This window comes from Yonghaparkia sp. Soil809 (assembly GCF_001429705.1).
GTDB lineage: Bacteria > Actinomycetota > Actinomycetes > Actinomycetales > Microbacteriaceae > Microcella.
This window is the reverse complement of sequence record NZ_LMSV01000002.1, coordinates 162,167-178,520: the sequence shown is the minus strand read 5'-3', so window position 1 is coordinate 178,520 and position 16,354 is coordinate 162,167. Positions and strand designations below refer to the sequence as shown.

Annotated in this window: 11 protein-coding genes; 3 read left to right on the top strand and 8 right to left on the bottom strand. The window is 74.3% G+C overall.

Annotated elements, in window-relative coordinates; genetic code table 11:
• Window positions 1–44 precede the first annotated feature (44 nt).
• The 4 genes from ASG83_RS08410 to ASG83_RS08395 all read right to left on the bottom strand — a co-directional run bounded on the left by ASG83_RS08410 (window position 45) and on the right by ASG83_RS08395 (window position 6,632).
• Window positions 45–1,427, bottom strand: a complete 1,383-nt coding sequence (locus ASG83_RS08410) for an alpha/beta hydrolase (RefSeq protein ID WP_055859912.1) — start codon at window positions 1,425–1,427, stop codon at window positions 45–47.
• A gap of 315 nt (window positions 1,428–1,742) precedes the next feature.
• Window positions 1,743–4,031, bottom strand: coding sequence for an NAD-dependent DNA ligase LigA (gene ligA / locus ASG83_RS08405; RefSeq protein ID WP_055859910.1), 2,289 nt, complete (start codon window positions 4,029–4,031; stop codon window positions 1,743–1,745).
• A gap of 74 nt (window positions 4,032–4,105) precedes the next feature.
• Window positions 4,106–5,284: a tRNA 2-thiouridine(34) synthase MnmA gene (mnmA, locus tag ASG83_RS08400; protein WP_200932302.1), complete on the bottom strand. Its 1,179-nt coding sequence runs from the start codon at window positions 5,282–5,284 to the stop codon at window positions 4,106–4,108.
• Between the two features lie 37 nt (window positions 5,285–5,321).
• A complete protein-coding gene (locus tag ASG83_RS08395; RefSeq protein ID WP_055859903.1) occupies window positions 5,322–6,632 on the bottom strand; it encodes a cysteine desulfurase family protein in 1,311 nt (436 codons plus the stop codon).
• 106 nt (window positions 6,633–6,738) lie between these two features.
• Here ASG83_RS08395 and glgX point away from each other — a divergent pair, with 106 nt between their 5' ends.
• The 3 genes from glgX to ASG83_RS12490 all read left to right on the top strand — a co-directional run bounded on the left by glgX (window position 6,739) and on the right by ASG83_RS12490 (window position 10,546).
• A complete protein-coding gene (gene glgX, locus ASG83_RS08390) occupies window positions 6,739–8,868 on the top strand; it encodes a glycogen debranching protein GlgX (RefSeq protein WP_082514994.1) in 2,130 nt (709 codons plus the stop codon).
• Window positions 8,861–9,355, top strand: a complete 495-nt coding sequence (ybaK, locus tag ASG83_RS08385; protein ID WP_055859900.1) for a Cys-tRNA(Pro) deacylase — start codon at window positions 8,861–8,863, stop codon at window positions 9,353–9,355. The genes glgX and ybaK overlap by 8 nt, the downstream gene beginning before the upstream one ends.
• Window positions 9,356–9,697: 342 nt before the next feature.
• Window positions 9,698–10,546: an endonuclease domain-containing protein gene (locus ASG83_RS12490; RefSeq protein WP_162253795.1), complete on the top strand. Its 849-nt coding sequence runs from the start codon at window positions 9,698–9,700 to the stop codon at window positions 10,544–10,546.
• A 158-nt stretch (window positions 10,547–10,704) separates the two neighbouring features.
• On the opposite strand, the gene ASG83_RS08375 is transcribed toward ASG83_RS12490, so the two are convergent.
• The 4 genes from ASG83_RS08375 to cofE all read right to left on the bottom strand — a co-directional run bounded on the left by ASG83_RS08375 (window position 10,705) and on the right by cofE (window position 16,313).
• Window positions 10,705–13,068, bottom strand: coding sequence for a DUF3488 and transglutaminase-like domain-containing protein (locus ASG83_RS08375; protein ID WP_055859894.1), 2,364 nt, complete (start codon window positions 13,066–13,068; stop codon window positions 10,705–10,707).
• The gene (locus ASG83_RS08370) at window positions 13,061–14,404 is read right to left on the bottom strand and encodes a DUF58 domain-containing protein (RefSeq protein WP_055859890.1); all 1,344 of its coding nucleotides are present in this window, start codon (window positions 14,402–14,404) and stop codon (window positions 13,061–13,063) included. The genes ASG83_RS08375 and ASG83_RS08370 overlap by 8 nt, the downstream gene beginning before the upstream one ends.
• Before the next feature lie 10 nt (window positions 14,405–14,414).
• Entirely contained in the window at window positions 14,415–15,431 is a 1,017-nt protein-coding gene (locus ASG83_RS08365; RefSeq protein WP_055861931.1) for a MoxR family ATPase, read from the bottom strand.
• Window positions 15,432–15,503: 72 nt separating this feature from the next.
• Window positions 15,504–16,313 carry a coenzyme F420-0:L-glutamate ligase gene (gene cofE / locus ASG83_RS08360; protein ID WP_055859888.1) on the bottom strand — a complete coding sequence of 270 codons (810 nt, stop codon included), beginning with the start codon at window positions 16,311–16,313 and terminating at the stop codon, window positions 15,504–15,506.
• Window positions 16,314–16,354: the final 41 nt, after the last annotated feature.

The window sequence follows — 16,354 nt, the reverse complement described above, 5'->3', positions numbered from 1 at the left end:
AACCGGTCTGCGGGTCAGGCGGCGATCGGTCGCGCTGCCGGCGCTCAGCCGAGTGCGAGGGCGAGCGTGCGACCGCTGTCGCGCTCGGTGCCGTCGGTGACGAGCTCGGACTTGTCGATGCCGACGAGCGCCATGTTGCGCATCGCCTCGGTGCCCGGGCTGAAGTACTCGTTGTGGCCGGTGGAGCCGACGAGCACCTTGCTGGTGACGACGTCGATGCCGCCGCGCACGCTCATCGCCGCCGCGCCGAAGTCGCTCGAACCGGGGTCGCCGCCGAAGAAGGAGCTGTTCGGGATCGGATCCCACGCCGCCTCGCCGACGAACACGGCCCCGCGCACGTGGAGCTCCTCCGCCGTCGCGACGGGCGATCCGGGCGAGCCGATCATCGCGAGCGCGTCGACCGACGCCTCGGTCTCGCTGAGGGCGAGCATCGCCGCGGTCGAGCCGTAGGAGTGCGCGAGGAGGCTCACGTACGGCTGGTCGTTGCGGCGCAGCGTCTCGAGGCCGATGAGGGCGTCGCTGATCGCGTCGCGGCCCTCGTAGGCGAGATCCAGGCTGCCGACGTTCAGCAGGTGAGGGGTCTGGTAGCCGATCCACGCGACGGTCGCGACCGAGCGGGTCTCCGTCTCGGCGCCGGCGTCGGCGAGCAGGTTGAGCCACGACACCTGCTCGTCGTAGAGCCGCGCGGCGGTGTCCGTCCACTCCACGATGTTGCCGCCGACACTGATGAACATGCCCGGGATCAGGTAGCTGACGTAGTCGGCGGTCTGCAGGTCGCCGAGCACGATCGCGGCCTTGCCGGCGCCCTCCGTGTCGAGGGTGATGAGCTGGCGCTGCGGGTTGGCGGTCGACGGGCCGAGAGCGTCGGCGACCGAGTAGAGCATCTGGAGCCGCTCGTTGCTCTGCGTGGCGAGCGCGCGGCTCGTCTCGCCGACGAGGCTGAGCTCGAGGTCGCGGATCGTGTCGCGCAGCACGCTGCGGTTCGCCTCGTTGCGGGTGGCGAAGGGGACGCCGTCGAGATTGCCGACGAACTCGGGGGCGGACGCCGCGAGCGAGCTCTGCGCGCGGGCGTCCAGATTGCGCCACCAGCTCTCGACGAGCCGCGGGGCGGGCGGCGAGGCGAGCAGGTTCTTCACCGTCTCGGGGTGACGGTCGGCGAGGCGCGCGACGGTCGCGGGTGAGGTGGCGGCGAGCTCGCGGAGGAGGCTCGTGCCGCCGAGCGAGGCGAGCTCGGCGAGAGGGCGGGCCGCGCGGGGGGCGGGAACGCTCACAGTGGCGGGATCGATGAGGCGCGGGGCGTGGGCGTCGACGCCTCCGATGACGGGGCCGACGACGCGCTGCGAGGCGTGCACCTCGATCGCGACGGGCGGGGCGACGGTGCCGGCGCGAGGCATGCTGACGGGCCCCGTGACCGTCGCGACGGTCAACGAGGCCAGCAGAACTGCCGTCGCCTCAAGCAGCACGGTCGGGTTCCCCTCTAGGGCATCAGTGGGGGACGACCCCGAATCGGGGTCGACTGACGCGTTTTCATGCTAGGGGAAATGGCCTCCGATCGGGGGGTCGGATTTGGAATCCCCCGCAATTCTCACAGCCTGTGACGTAAGCGTGTCCACAAAAAGGAGGACACGGAAGCGCGAGATCCGCGGAATTCCGGGGATGTTGCGCGTGTGACTGGTGGGGCTGGAGGGGTTTCACCCGCTGCGATCCCGCTCGCGACCGACCGTTCTGCGTGCCCCTCGCGATCATTCGGCGGGCGCGGGGAGGGCGTCCGGGCCCTCCGTGACGAGGATCGCGAACTGCGCCGCGTCGATGATGCGCACCCCGAGCTGCTCAGCCTTCGCGAGCTTCGAGCCGGCACCGGGGCCGGCGGCGACGAAGTCGGTCTTCCTGCTGACGCTCGACGCCGCCTTCCCGCCCGCGGCGATGATCGCCTCCTGCGCGCCCTCGCGTGTGAAGCCCTCGAGCGTGCCGGTCGCGACGACGGTGAGCCCGGCGAGGACTCCCCCGGCGGCGGCCGCGGCGCCCGGCCCGGGATGACCGGGTGTCGAGAACTGCACGCCCGCGGCGGCCCACTGCTCGACGATGTCGACGTGCCAGTCGACGGTGAACCAGTCGATGACCGCGTCGGCGATGATCGCGCCGACGCCGTCGACCGCGGCGAGCTCCTCCGCGCTCGCCGCGCGGATCGCGTCCAGCGAGCCGAACCAGTCGGCGAGCGCGCGCGCCGCGACGGGCCCGACGTGCCGGATGTTGAGGCTCACGAGCAGGCGCCAGAGCGGCTTCGTCTTCGCCTTCTCGAGCTCGGCCAGCAGGGTGAGGGCGGCCGAGCTCGGCTGCGGGCCCTGAAGCCCCTGCTTCTTCTCGGCACCCGTGGGGTTGCGGCGGAACGGTGAGCGGCGACGAGCGGAGCCGTCGGCTTCGAGCTTGGGGAGCCCGGTCTCGGCATCCGTCACCACGACCTCGATCGGCAGCAGCTGATCGATCGTCAGCGCGAACAGGCCCGCCTCGGTCTGAAGGGGCGGGATGCTCGGCACATCGGGCTGCGTCAGCGCGGCCGCGCTCACCTCGCCGAGGGCCTCGATGTCGAGGGCTCCGCGGCTGCCGATGTGCTCGACCCGGCCGCGCACCTGCGCGGGGCAGGATCGCGCGTTCGGGCAGCGCAGGTCGATGTCGCCCTCCTTCGCCGGGGCGAGGGGCGTGCCGCACTCGGGGCAGTTCGTCGGCATGACGAACTCGCGCTCGGAGCCGTCGCGCAGCTCGACGACCGGACCGAGCACCTCGGGGATGACGTCGCCGGCCTTGCGCAGCACGACCGTGTCGCCGATGAGGACGCCCTTGACCTTCACGACGTCCTGGTTGTGGAGGGTCGCCTGGCGCACCTCGCTGCCGGCGACGCGCACCTTCTCCATCACGGCGAACGGCGTCGCGCGGCCCGTGCGGCCCACGCTCACGACGATGTCGAGCAGCTTCGTGTTCACCTGCTCGGGCGGGTACTTGTAGGCGATCGCCCAGCGCGGGGCGCGGCTCGTGGCGCCGAGCTCGTCGTGCAGCTCGAGCTCGTCGACCTTGACGACGACACCGTCGATCTCGTGCTCGACGTCGTGCCGGTGCTCGCCGTGGAAGGCGATGAACTCGGCGGCGCCGGCCGCGGAGTCGTGCACGCGGAAGTGGCTGCTGACCGGCAGACCCCAGCCCGCGAGGCGGCCGTAGACCTCGCTCTGGGCGGCGACGGGCGGGTTCGGCCAGGCGCCGATGCCGTGGACGAGCATCCGCAACCGGCTCAGCCGGTCGTGCATGCGGGCCAGCTGCGCGGGGTTCTTGCCCTCGCTCTTCTGGCGGAGGCTGCCGCTCGCGGCGTTGCGCGGGTTCGCGAACTCGCGCTCGCCCGCCTCGCGCTGCAGGGCGTTGAGCTCGTCGAACGCCGCCTTCGGGATGAACACCTCGCCGCGCACCTCGACGAGCTCGGGCAGCTCGGATGCATCGCCCGCGAGTCGCGTCGGGATGCCCGCGACCTGCAGGACGTTCTGCGTCACGTCCTCCCCGACGCGGCCGTCGCCGCGCGTCGCCGCTGTGACGAGCACGCCGCGCTCGTAGCGGAGGTTGAGGGCGAGGCCGTCGATCTTGAGCTCGCACAGATAGGCGACCGGGCGGTTCGCGTCGCGCTCGACCTTCGCCGCCCACTCGGCGAACTCGTCGGCGCTGAAGACGTTGTCGAGGCTCAGCATGCGCTCGGCGTGCTCGACGGGGGCGAAGAGCGTCGTCTCGGCGCGGCCGCCGACCGTCTGAGTCGGCGAGTCCTGGCTCTGCAGCTCGGGGAACGCGTGCTCGATGAGCTCGAGGCGGCGGACGAGCGCGTCGTACGTGGCGTCGTCCTCGAGCAGCTCGTCGCGGGCGTAGTACGCGTCGCGCAGCCCGAGGATGCGCGTCGTGAGCGCCTCGACCTCGGCGCGCGCGGCGTCGCGCGTGAGGTCGTCGACGGGGTGCTCGGCGGGGTTCGTCGCGCGGTGCTCGGCAGGCTGCTCGTCAGTCACGGCGTCAGTCTAGGAGCGAGCACTGACGGGCGACCGGGGGTTGCGCCGGGGGCGTGCGGTGCCGTGACGAGCGGTCAGGATGCCGTGGCCGGGACCGCGCTCACGGTGCGGTCGATCGTGCACTGGCCCAGCACGCGCGTGCCCGAGTAGAGCACGGCGGTCTGTCCGGGAGCGACCCCGAACAGGGGCTCGTCGACCTCGACGACGAGCTCGGTGGCGCGGCCGTCGGGCTCGCCGTCGGGGGTGGTGGTCGGGGCCAGCCGAGCGGTCGCCGCGACCGGGTCGGCGTGGGCGCGCACCTGCACCTCGCACGGGAACGGGGCCCAGGCATCCCCCTCAGCGGTCACGCGGGTGAGCCCGCTCGCCACCGGGTCGAGGCCCGCCCACGAGATGCGGGCGCCGGCGAGCTCGCGGATCGCGAGGGCCTCCTTCGGGCCGACGACGACCTCGTTCGTGCGCGGGCGCACCTCGAGCACGAAGCGCGGGCGGCCGTCGGGGCCGGGAACGCCGAGATTCAGACCGCGGCGCTGGCCGACCGTGAAGCTCGTCGCGCCATCGTGGGTGCCGACGGGGGTGCCGGCGCGGTCGACGATGCTGCCCTGCTCGGGCTCGATGCGGCCGGCGAGCCAGCCGCGCGTGTCGCCGTCGGGGATGAAGCAGATGTCGTGGCTGTCGGGCTTCTGCGCGACCGTGAGCCCGCGCGCGGCGGCCTCGGCGCGCACGACGGCCTTCGACGGGGTCGTGCCGAGCGGGAACATCGCGTGCGCGAGCTGCTCGGTCGTCAGCACGCCGAGCACGTACGACTGGTCCTTCGCCTCGTCGCTGGCCCGGTGCAGCTCGCGATTGCCGTGCTCGTCGGTGACGATGTGGGCGTAGTGGCCGGTGACGACCGCGTCGAAGCCGAGAGCGAGCGCCTTCTCGAGCACGGCCGCGAACTTGATGCGCTCGTTGCAGCGCATGCACGGGTTCGGGGTGCGGCCGGCGGCGTACTCGCTGATGAAGTCGTCGACGACGTCGGCGCGGAAGCGCTCGGAGAAATCCCACACGTAGAACGGGATGCCCAGGAGGTCGGCCGCGCGGCGGGCATCGAGGCTGTCCTCGATCGTGCAGCAGCCGCGGCTGCCGGTGCGCAGCGTGCCCGGCATGCGGCTCAGCGCCAGGTGCACGCCGACGACGTCGTGGCCGGCGTCGACCGCGCGCGCCGCGGCGACGGCGCTGTCGACGCCGCCGCTCATCGCTGCCAGAACTCGCACCCGTCAAGGGTACGCGGCTGCGTCGGGCGTCGAGCCGCTAGCGGCCGAGGGTCGGGGTGCGGGCCGCGAGACCCGCCGACGTCGCGCGGGCGACGGCGTCGGGCAGCGCCGCGAGCAGCGCATCGACGTCGGCCTCGGTCGTCTCGGGGCCGAGCGACACCCGCAGCGCACCGCGCGCCGCCTGCTCGTGAAGGCCCATCGCGAGCAGCACGTGGCTCGGCTCGGGAACCCCGGCCTGGCACGCCGAGCCCGTCGAGACGGCGAAGCCCGCGAGATCGAGCAGCATGAGCAGCGAGTCGCCCTCGGCCCCCGGAACGGTCAGGTGCAGCGTGCCGGGCAGGGCGCGCGCGGCCCACGCGTCGGCCTCGGCGACGCGGCCGGCCGCGCGCGCGGCGGCCGCGCGGCCCGCGGCGCCGCGCAGCTCGACCTGCGGCAGAGCGGCGAGGATGCCCGCCGCCAGGCGGTCGCGCAGCTGCGCCTTGCGTGCGGCGCGCTCCGCGATCGCGGCGTGGGCCTCGTCGGAGGCGGCGGCGAAGGCGGCCGCTCCCGCGGCATCCATCGTGCCGGAGCGCCCGCGCTGCTGCGAGCCGCCGTGCAGCAGCGGCACGACGTCGGCGCCGCGGCGCAGCACGAGGGCTCCGACGCCGACGGGGCCGCCGAGCTTGTGGGCCGAGAGCGACACGGCCGAGACGCCGGCGGGCAGCGGCGCGAGGGGCACCTGCCCGTAGGCGGCGATCGCGTCGACGTGCACGGGCACGCCGTGGGCGGCGGCGAGCGCCGCGGCCTCGGCGACGGGCTGCAGCGAGCCGACCTCGTTGTTGGCGGCGAGCATCGTGAGGAGGGCGACATCGACTGGGCCAGCGCCTTCGGCCAGGGCGGCCTCGAAGTCGTCGAGCCGCAGCGCCCCGACCTCGTCGACCTCGAGCCAGCGCAGCTGCGCGCCCTCGTGCGCGGCGAGCCATTCGACGGCGTCGAGGGTCGCGTGGTGCTCGGCGCGCGGCACGAGGATGCGCGGGCGCGGCCGGTCGGCGCGTGCGGGCGCGGCGTCGGGCGCGGCGTCCGGCGCCACGGCCCGGTCGCCGGCCGCCCCTGCCTGCCGCTGCCAGAACAGTCCCTTCACCCCGAGGTTCACGGCCTCGGTGCCGCCGCCCGTGAGCACGACCTCCACCGCGTCGACGCCGAGGGTCGCGGCGATGCGCTCGCGCGCGCCCTCGAGCATGCCGCGCGCCGCCTGCCCCGCCGAGTGGATCGACGACGGGTTGCCCACGTGCTCGAGCGCCGCCAGGTACGCGCCGCGGATGGAGGCCGGCATGGGGGAACCGGCGGCGTGATCGAGATAGACGACCACGGCATCCCCTCTCTGCTGCTGCGGCGGACACGATCGGCGCGGCGCCCGCCACCGCCGCACGGCGCGCGGGCAGGGTGCGCCGCCGACTGTCGCCTAGCCTAAGTCCATGTCTCACGCCGACGCCCTGGGCCCCCACGGCCACCTGGGCCACCTCGGCGTGACCCCCACGGCCCACGGCGGCCGACTGCGGGTCTACAGCCGTCACGCCACCCGCATGGAGCTCTGCCTCTTCGACCCCGACGACCCCAACTGGGTCACCGAGGCCGTCGCCATGACGCCCAACCGCCACCATGTGTGGAGCGCCGAGCACCCCGACCTGCGCGTCGGTGCTCGGTACTCGATCCGCGTCGACGGGCCCGACGGGCCGCCCCACGCGTTCGACCCGCACCGGCACCTCATCGACCCCTACGCGCGCGGCCTCGCGCGCACCTCCAGCGGCGAATGGCGCTCGTACGTGCAGAACGACGAATTCGACTGGGGCGGGGTGCCGAAGCCGGGCATCCCCCTCGATCACACCGTCATCTACGAGGCGCACGTCAAAGGCCTCACCAAGCTCAACCCGGCCATGCCCGACGAGCTGCGGGGAACCTACGCCGGCCTCGCCCACCCCACGACGATCGCGTACCTGAAAGACCTCGGCGTCACCACCGTGCAGCTGCTGCCCGTGCACCAGAGCATCAGCGAGCAGCGCCTCCTGAAGCAGGGGCTCACCAACTACTGGGGCTACAACACCCTCAACTTCTTCACACCGCACGCCGCGTACGCCACCCGGCACGCGCAGTTCGGCGGCACCGGAGCCGTGCTCCGCGAGTTCAAGGGCATGGTGCGCCTGCTGCACGAGGCCGGCCTCGAGGTCGTGCTCGACGTCGTCTACAACCACACCGCCGAGGAGGGGCTCGACGGCCCCACCTCGAGCCTGCGCGGCATCGACAACGCCGACTACTACCGGAACACCGCCGACGGCGAGTACATCGACACCACCGGCTGCGGCAACACCGTCGACCTCTCGCGCCCGGCCGCGCAGCGGCTCGTGCTCGACTCGCTGCGGTACTGGGCCAACGAGGTGCAGGTCGACGGGTTCCGCTTCGACCTCATGGCGACTCTGGGGCGCGACCGGCACGCCCACTACGACCCTGAGCACCCGCTGCTGCGGGCGATCCTCGACGACCCCTCGCTGCAGGGCGTCAAGATGATCGCCGAGCCGTGGGACGTCGGGCTCGGCGGCTGGCAGGTCGGCAACTTCCCCGCCGGGTACTCCGAGTGGAACGACGGCTTCCGCGACCGCGCCCGCGCATTCTGGCTGACGGATGCCGCGGCCGGCCGGCACGCCGGCTCGGCCCCCGAGGGCATCGGCTCGCTCGCGCGGCGCATGACCGGGTCGGCCCACGTGTTCGCGGCCGACCGCGGGCCCCTCGCGAGCGTCAACTTCATCACCGCCCACGACGGGTTCACCCTCGCCGACCTCACCGCCTACGACCGCAAGCACAACCTCGGCAACGGCGAGAGCAACCGTGACGGCACCGACAGCAACCGGTCGTACAGCTTCGGCGTCGAAGGCCCCACCGACGATCAGCGCGTGGTCGCCGACCGGCGCAAGGCCATGCGGAACCTCCTGGGGACCCTCCTGCTCAGCGCGGGCATCCCGATGATCACCGCCGGCGACGAATGGGGCCGCACGCAGCGCGGCAACAACAACGCCTACTGCCACGACAGCGAGCTCACCTGGCACTCGTGGGATCGCGCCGGGTGGCAGGAGGACCTGCACCGGGTGACCGCGCGGCTGCTCGCGCTGCGACGCGCGAACCCCGCGCTTCGGCCGGGGCGCTACGGCAAGTGGGGCGAGACCGTGCCGAGCGCCACGCAGATGGACTGGTACAACAAGGACGGCCGGTCGATGACGATGCTCGACTGGGACTCGCCCAGCGAGCGGACGCTGCAGTACCTCGCCGCCTCGACTCCCGAGTTCGAGGAGTTCAACCGCGTGCTGCTCATCGTGCACGGGCTCGAGGAGTCGGTCGAGGTCACCCTGCCGTCGCACGTCGGCGTCACCGGCTACACGCTGCTGTGGGACAGCTCGCACGACGACATCTCCGGCATCGAGCCGTCGCACGTGCCGGGCGAGCGGCTGCAGGTCGGGCCGGCGTCGATGCTGCTGTTCCGGGCGCACGGCGACCCGGTGGCGGGGCCGGGCAGCGGCGGCCCGGGGGTCGAGTCGCCCGCGGACGGCGATGGGTAGGCCGCGATCGCAGGCCGCGCCGGGGACTCCGGCGACGGTCGCGCTGACGGCCGCGGGAATTCCGTTCACGCCGCGGGCGTACGTGCACGACGCGGCGGTCACCGCCTACGGGCTGGAGGCGGCGGCCGCGCTCGGCGTCGAGCCGGAGCGCGTGTTCAAGACCCTGCTCGCCGAAGCGGACGGGCGGCTCGTGGTCGGCGTCGTTCCCGTCTCGTCGCTGCTCGACCTCAAAGCGCTCGCCGCGGCCGTCGGGGCGAAGCGTGCTGCGATGGCCGCGCCCGAGGTCGCGGAGCGCAAGTCCGGGTACGTCGTCGGCGGGATCTCGCCCATCGGGCAGAAGACGGCGCTTGCCACCGTCGTCGACGAGACCGCACTGCTGTGGGAGACCGTGCTCGTGTCGGGCGGCCGGCGCGGGTTCGACCTCGAGCTCACGCCCGCCGACCTCCTGCGCGCGACCGGCGGGGTGCTGGGCGATATCGCGCGGTAGGCGTGCGGGCCGCACCGCGCGCCGGGCGCCGCGGGCCCGGGCGCGCTGGGCGCCGCGGGCCTGGGCGCCGCGGGCCCGGGCCGCGCGCTCGGCACCGCGAGGCCGCGCGCCGGGCGCCGCTCCCCGATGCGTCTCGCCCCGGAGCAGGCGCGCCACCACGCCCGTGCGCAACTCAGGAACCGAAGCCGTGCGGGCAGCGACCAGCCGCACCATCACGCGCCAGCGCGATCGTCCTTCCTGAGTTGCGCATCCCCTCCTCCCCAACCGCACCCCTTTCGCCTCGTGCCCCCGCCAGCGCCCTTCCGGCCGGGCGAGCGGAGGCGGCGCGGCACTTTGTCTGCCATGGTCGACATTCATCACGCCGTCCGTCACTTCGGTGGGCTCATCTCGACATCCGAACTCGAGACGATCGGTGTCACGCGAGGGCGGCTGGCGGGACTCGTCAGCCGCCGCGCACTGGTACGCGTGAGGCGGGGATGGTTCTCGGCGCCCGACATCGCTGCCGACGCGGTTCGAGCGGCACGAGTGGGGGGAACGATCACGTGCGCGCAGTCGCTTCGGGCTCACGGATACTGGGCCGTCCCCGACGGCAGTCTGCATGTTCTCGTTCCGAGGAACGCCGCGCGACTGCGGTCTGCGGGTGATGCACGACGCGCCTACGAGCCAGGAACTCCCGGCCTACGCGTGCACTGGATGTCTCCCGGATCGCACCGCAATCGGCTCGTCGCCGATCCGGTCGATGCCATCGCGACACTTCGCTTTTGCGCACCGCGCGAGCTGTACCTCGCATCGCTCGAGTCGGTGCTGCACCGATCCCCGGGCCTCAGACAGGACCTGGTCGCCGCCGGCCACCGCATCGTTCCCGACCTCGTCGACGGGACCTGCGAGTCGGGCACGGAGACCCTCTTCCGACTGCGCATGCACGGCCGCCTCCCGTCGCTCCGACCGCAGGTGCGGATTCCCGGCGTGGGCTCCGTCGACTTCCTGATCGGGGAACGGCTCGTGATCGAGATCGACGGCGCGTCGTTCCATGACACGGAGAGCACCTTCGAGAACGACCGTCGACGAGACGCGGAGCTCTCGCGGCGAGGATTCCGAGTGCTGCGCTTCAGCTATCGGCAGGTGATGGAGCACTGGTCGATCGTCGAAGCGGCGGTCCTCGCCGCTCTCCAGCGCGGTGACCACCGTTGATGCGAGACCCACCATGCGCAACTCAGGAACGGTGCGGCTGAGGAGGGTTCCGACGCGCGGCGCCGCGCGGATGATCGTCCAACGATCCTGAGTTGCGCATGAGCAGCCGGACTACGCGGCCGGCGGCGCGGCGCGGCAGGCAGCGACGGAGGCCGACGTCAGGCGGGGGCTGCGGGCAGCTCGAGGGCCGGGTCGCGCGGCTCGCGCGACGCGAGCGAGCGCGGCCCGACCGCGGCGAGCAGCTGACGCCACCACGGCGTGCGCGCGCGCAGGGCGCGCAGTGCGGGGCGGATGTCCGGGGCGCCCGACACCGCGGCAGGCGCCCCGTAGGCGCGCGCCTCGAGGGCGCGGCGCACGGCCTCGAAGACCTCGAGCTCCCCGGCCGACGGCTCCGCGACGCCACCAGCGGCACCCGCCCCGGCCCTGGCACCGCCGCCAGCCCCCACCCCCGCCCACGCGCGGGCGAGCTCGCGCGGCGTGCGGGTCGACTCCGCGGGGAGCCCCAGGTCGCGAGCCGTGTCGCGCAGCTCGCGCCAGGCGTCGAGCGGGTCCGGCGAGCGCAGTCGGCGCGCGCGCAGCACGGCCCGCCAGACCCCGGGCGCGGCGAGCAGCGCGAGGACGAGCATGAGCGCGAGGGCGAGCACGAGCCGGGCATCCACGCCCCCGATCGTCGACCGCCCCCCGAGCAGGCCGCCGGAAGCGGTGCCGCCCGCGTCGATCTGCTCGTCGGGGAGGTCGGGGCCGCCGGACGCACCCGGCGACGGCGCACCCGGCGTCGCGGTCGCCGTGGGCTCGATCGGCTCGGGCGTGAGCGGGTCGGGCGAGGGTGATCCGCTCGGGGTGAGGGCCTCCTCGGTCGCGTAGTCGGGGGTCACGCCGCGCGAGGGGGTCGGCTCGAAGCGCACCCAGCCGATGCCGTCGAAGTGCAGCTCGGGCCAGGTGTGCAGGTCGTCCGACGACACGGTGTACTCGCTCGGGATCACCGGGTTCCGCGACCCCGGCAGGAACCCCACCGCCATGCGCGTCGGGATTCCCAGCGTGCGCGCCATGAGCGTCATCGCCGAGCCGAAGTGCACGCAGTACCCGGAGCGCGCCTCCAGGAACGCCGCGACGATCTCGGCGCCCGAGCCGTCGAAGCCGCCCTCGACGGGGGCGTCCTCCGAGTAGGTGAAGCCGCCGTCGGTGAAGAACCGCTGCAGCGCGACCGCCTGCTCGTAGGGGTTGTCGATGCCCGCCACGACCTCGCGCGCGGTCGCCTCGATGATCGGGTCGATGTCCTCGGGCAGGGCGCGGTACTGGTCGAGTCCGGGCGCGTCGACGGTCGTCGCGCGCAGCTGCTCGGGAGTCGGGCGCGCGAGGCGGTTCTCGACCGTGTACGTGCCGTTGCGGATGGACCCCTCGGCGGTGCGCATCGTCACGCCGTCGGGGTCGATGACCCAGCCGCCGGTGAGCCCGTCGGCCCGCACCGGCGCCGACGGCAGGGGCACCCAGCGCGAGCGGACGCTGCGCAGCGTGATCGTCGTCTCCACGCTCGTGAACGCGACGTCGTCCGCGAACCACGCGGGCGGGCCGATCTCGCCCGCCTCGCGCGTCTCCGCCTCGAACGGTACGGGCAGCACCTCCTGCCCGGCGAACTCGGCCAGGTGCGAGAGCGTCAGGTACTGCCCGCCCTCGAGACCCGTCGAGTAGGTCAGCACCGTCACCGGGTTCTGCCGTCTCAGGTCGTCGCCGAGCTCGACGACCGGGTTGATGCCGGTCACGAGCCCCGCCGGCCCCGAGCCGGGCAACCGGTCGCCGGCGAGCACCGACGGCAACGCGGGCGGAACGACCACGGCGGCGACGAGCACGACGGCCGCGGCCGTGACGGCCCGCGCGACGCCCGCTCCGCCGCCGATCGCGGCCGGGCGGTGCAGCGCGAGCATGAGCAGGTATGCGGCGGCCGTCGCGACCACGGTCGGGAGCGGCAGCGCGCCCGGGGCGAGCACGACCGGTACGGCGAGGATGCCCAGGGCGGGCACGACGGCGAGCGCCGGCCGCCGGCTGAGAGAGGCGAGGGCGTCGGTCACGATCGCGATCCCCCCGACCCCGAGCGCGAGCAGGAACCGGATGCCCGGGTCGGCCTCCGCCGGCAGCGACTGCTCGGCGATCGACTGCTCCCCCGCGGCGACGAGCTCGCTGAACCTCTCGAGCGTGTCGGCGGTCGGGACGACGACGGCGAACGAGACCTCGGCCGCGAACACCGCGGTGAGGATGACCACGAGCGCCGCGCTCGACGCGAGCACCGACCACGCGGGTCGCCATCTCCGCGCACGCAGGCGCGCCAGCGCACCCGCACCGACCACGACCGCGACGACGACCATCGTGGAGGCGAACCACGGGCCCTCGTCGAGCAGGACGGTGAAGGCCGAGAGCGCCGCGGCGAGCATGAGCAGCGCCGCGAGCGGCACGAGCACGGTGCCGCGCCCCGCGCGCGCGCCGCGCCCCGCGACCCGGCGGGTGCCCTGGCTCTCCGCCTCAGCCACGAGCAGCCCCGGCCCCTGCGAGCCCTTGCCCCGCGAGCCCTGGCCCCGCCGCCCCCGCGACCCGCGCGGCGAGCGCCTCGGCCCCGGTCAGCTCGGGCTGCTGGCCGATGAGCGCGAGCCACGCCGCGTCCGGCGGCGTGCCGATGGGCACGGTGACGACGTTCCAGTCGGCGGCGGCGAAGGCCGCCTCGACGGCGAGCGCTCCGGGGTCGTCGGGTGCGGTCGACGCGGAGCGCACGAGCAGGGCGACGCCGAGGGCTCCGGCGGAGCGCTGGGCGAGCATCCACCGCAGCGTCGCGTCGTCGGGGCTGCTCGCGATCGCGACGACCGGCACCGAGCCGGGGGCGGCGGAGACGGCGGGCAGCGGCTCGCGGTCGGCGAGCGGGAGGACGGCCAGCTCGCCGAGCAGCTCGCCGACGGGCCCATCGCCCCGCGGGGCCTCGGTCGGGCGCGCGCTCGGGGTCTGCAGGTCGACGGCGTAGCCGCGCTCGGCGAGGTGCGCGGCGACCGCCGCGGTCATGCGCACGCTCCACTCGAAGGTGCGCGAGCCCGACGGCGCGGCGGCCGCGGGGCGGGCGAGGTCGGGATGCCCGGCCCGCTGCGAATCGAGGAGCACCCGCGCTCGCGGCCCCGCCTGCGGCTCGTCCTGCCGCACCATGAGCTCGCCCTGGCGCGCCGACACCCGCCAGTGGACGCGCCGCAGGGCATCCCCCTGCCGGTACTCGCGCGTCACGACGTCGTCGGCCGCGCGCTCGCGCGAGCGGGTCGTGCGGGGTCCGCTCTCGGCGGACGGGTCGGGAACGGGGCCGGGCGACAGCGGAGCCACCTCGGGCACGACGAGCTGCGTGGCGACGGCGATCGTGTCGGTGACGCGCACGGCGAGGGCGAAGGGGTCGCGGTCCTCGATGAGCAGGGGGCCGACGCTCACGAGGCCGCGGTGGGCCGGCCAGTAGCGGTAGCCGAGCGAGCGCGGGCGACCCGTGCGCACCGGCAGGAGCTGACCCGGGCCCGCGTAGCCGGGGCGCATCGGCACGCGCTCGATCCACTCGGCGCCGCGCGCCCGGCCCGACACGAGCACGCCCACGCGCACCGGCTCGCCCTCGGTGGCGACGACGGGGTCGAGGTGGCGGGTGACGCGCACGCGCGGCCGGGCCGCGGCGACGACGACGAGCGCGAGCAGCGGCGCGGCGGCGGCGATGACGGCGGCGGGGACGAGCTCGGGCCGCTGCAGCCCGTACGCGAGCGCGAACAGGTTCGCGGCCACCACGAGGAAACCCCAGCCGCGGCCGGTGAGCCGCGGCACCCCGCCGCTCGCGCGCTCGCGCCGTGCCCGCATGAGCCGAGCCCTACGCGCGAGGAGCCTGCGGCACCGGCACGGGGGTCGCCGCGACGATGCGCTCGACGACCTCCTCGACGCTGCGCACGGGGCGGCCGTCGGGATGCTGCGCCCGGGGCACGAGGATCATCCGGTGGGCGAGCACCGTCGTCGCGAGCGCGTCGATGTCGTCGGGGACGACGAAGTCGCGGCCGTCGAGCGCCGCCCGGGCTCGCGCGGCGCGCACGAGCTGCAGGGTCGAGCGCGGGCTGGCGCCGAGCCGCAGCGCGGTGTCGTCGCGCGTCGACTGCACGATCGCGACGGCGTACGCCTCGACCGCGGGGCTCACGTAGACCTCGCGCACGGTCGCGATCATGCGGCGTAGGCCCGCCACGTCGACGATCGGGGCGAGGCGATCCAGAGGCGACCCGTGCTCGCGGTCGCGCAGCATGCGCTGCTCGCTCTCGGCATCCGGGTACCCGATCGAGATGCGCGCCATGAAGCGGTCGCGCTGCGCCTCGGGGAGCGGGTACGTGCCCTCCATCTCGACGGGGTTCTGCGTCGCGACGACGAGGAACGGAGCCTCGAGGCGGTGGGTGCGGCCGTCGACGGTGACTTGACCCTCCTCCATGCACTCCAGCAGCGCCGACTGGGTCTTCGGGCTCGCGCGGTTGATCTCGTCGCCGATGACGATGTGGGCGAAGACGGGGCCGGGGGTGAACTCGAACACGCCCTGCTGCTGGCGGAAGACGCTCACGCCCGTGATGTCGGCGGGCAGCAGGTCGGGCGTGAACTGGATGCGGCTGACCGTGCCCGCGATGCAGCGGGCGAGCGCTCGGGCGAGCACGGTCTTGCCGACGCCCGGGACGTCCTCGATGAGCAGGTGGCCCTCGGCCAGCAGCACGGTGAGCGCCGTGTCGACCGCCTCGGGCTTGCCGTCGATCACGCCGTTCATCGCGCGACGGATCCCGTCGCCGAGCTCGGCGAACGCCTCGGCCTCGAGCGGCTGATCGGTTCCGGCGGGCGCGTCGGGTGCGGGGCTCGTCATCGTGCTCACCCGCTCACTCTTCCACGCCGACGCGGGAAAACGGCCGAGAGAACCGCCGTGAATGATGATTCGTCAGGATGCCCCGCCGGGGCCGCGCTCCTCCGCCTGCCCCTCGGCGAACCCCTGGGAGTAACCCTGCGCGTAGCCGGCCTCGTGCGCCTCGCGATGACCGATGTAGAACATGTCGTCGGCTGCGGGGCGGACGAGGCTGCGGCCGCCCGGCGCGGCCGGGTCGAGGTGCCGGTCGAGTCCGCGGACGACGGCCACGGGCATCCCGCTCGTCTTGCCCTTCACGAGGTCGGCGGCGGCGGCGATCTCGTCGCCGACCGCGGGGGCCGTGACGGCGAGGAGCCTGCCGCTCGCGTCGTGCGCTCCGCGGAGGTCGTCGAGCAGGCGCACGCCGCTCGCGCCGATCGCGATGTCGGTCTGGCCCTCGCGCCAGGCGCGACCCGCGGTGTCGGTGATGACGACGCCGATGGGCGCGCCGACGCACGCCTCGACGGCCTCGCGGATGCGCCGCGCGCTCTCGTCGGGGTCGAGCGGCAGGAGGAGGACGGTGCCGTCGGCGGTGTTGCTCGCGTCGACGCCCGCCGCGGCCATGACGAGGCCGAGGCGGTTCTCGACGATGCGCGTGACGCCGCCCGGGTGCTCGCGCGTCGCGACGACGCGCACGGTCTCGTCGGTGATCGCCTGCTCGCGCGAGTCGGCGGCGACGATGCGGCCCTCGGCCTTGCTCACGATCTTGCTCGTCACGGCGAGGATGTCGCCCGGCAGCACGTCGGCCCGGCGGGCGGCATCGGCGATGAGGCGGGGCAGATCGTCGTCGGGGGCGATCTCGGGCAGGCCGGGGATGCCGAAGACGACGAGAGGCGGGGTGGTCACCGGCCCATCATCGCAGGGGCCGCCGACCGGCGCGGCCGACC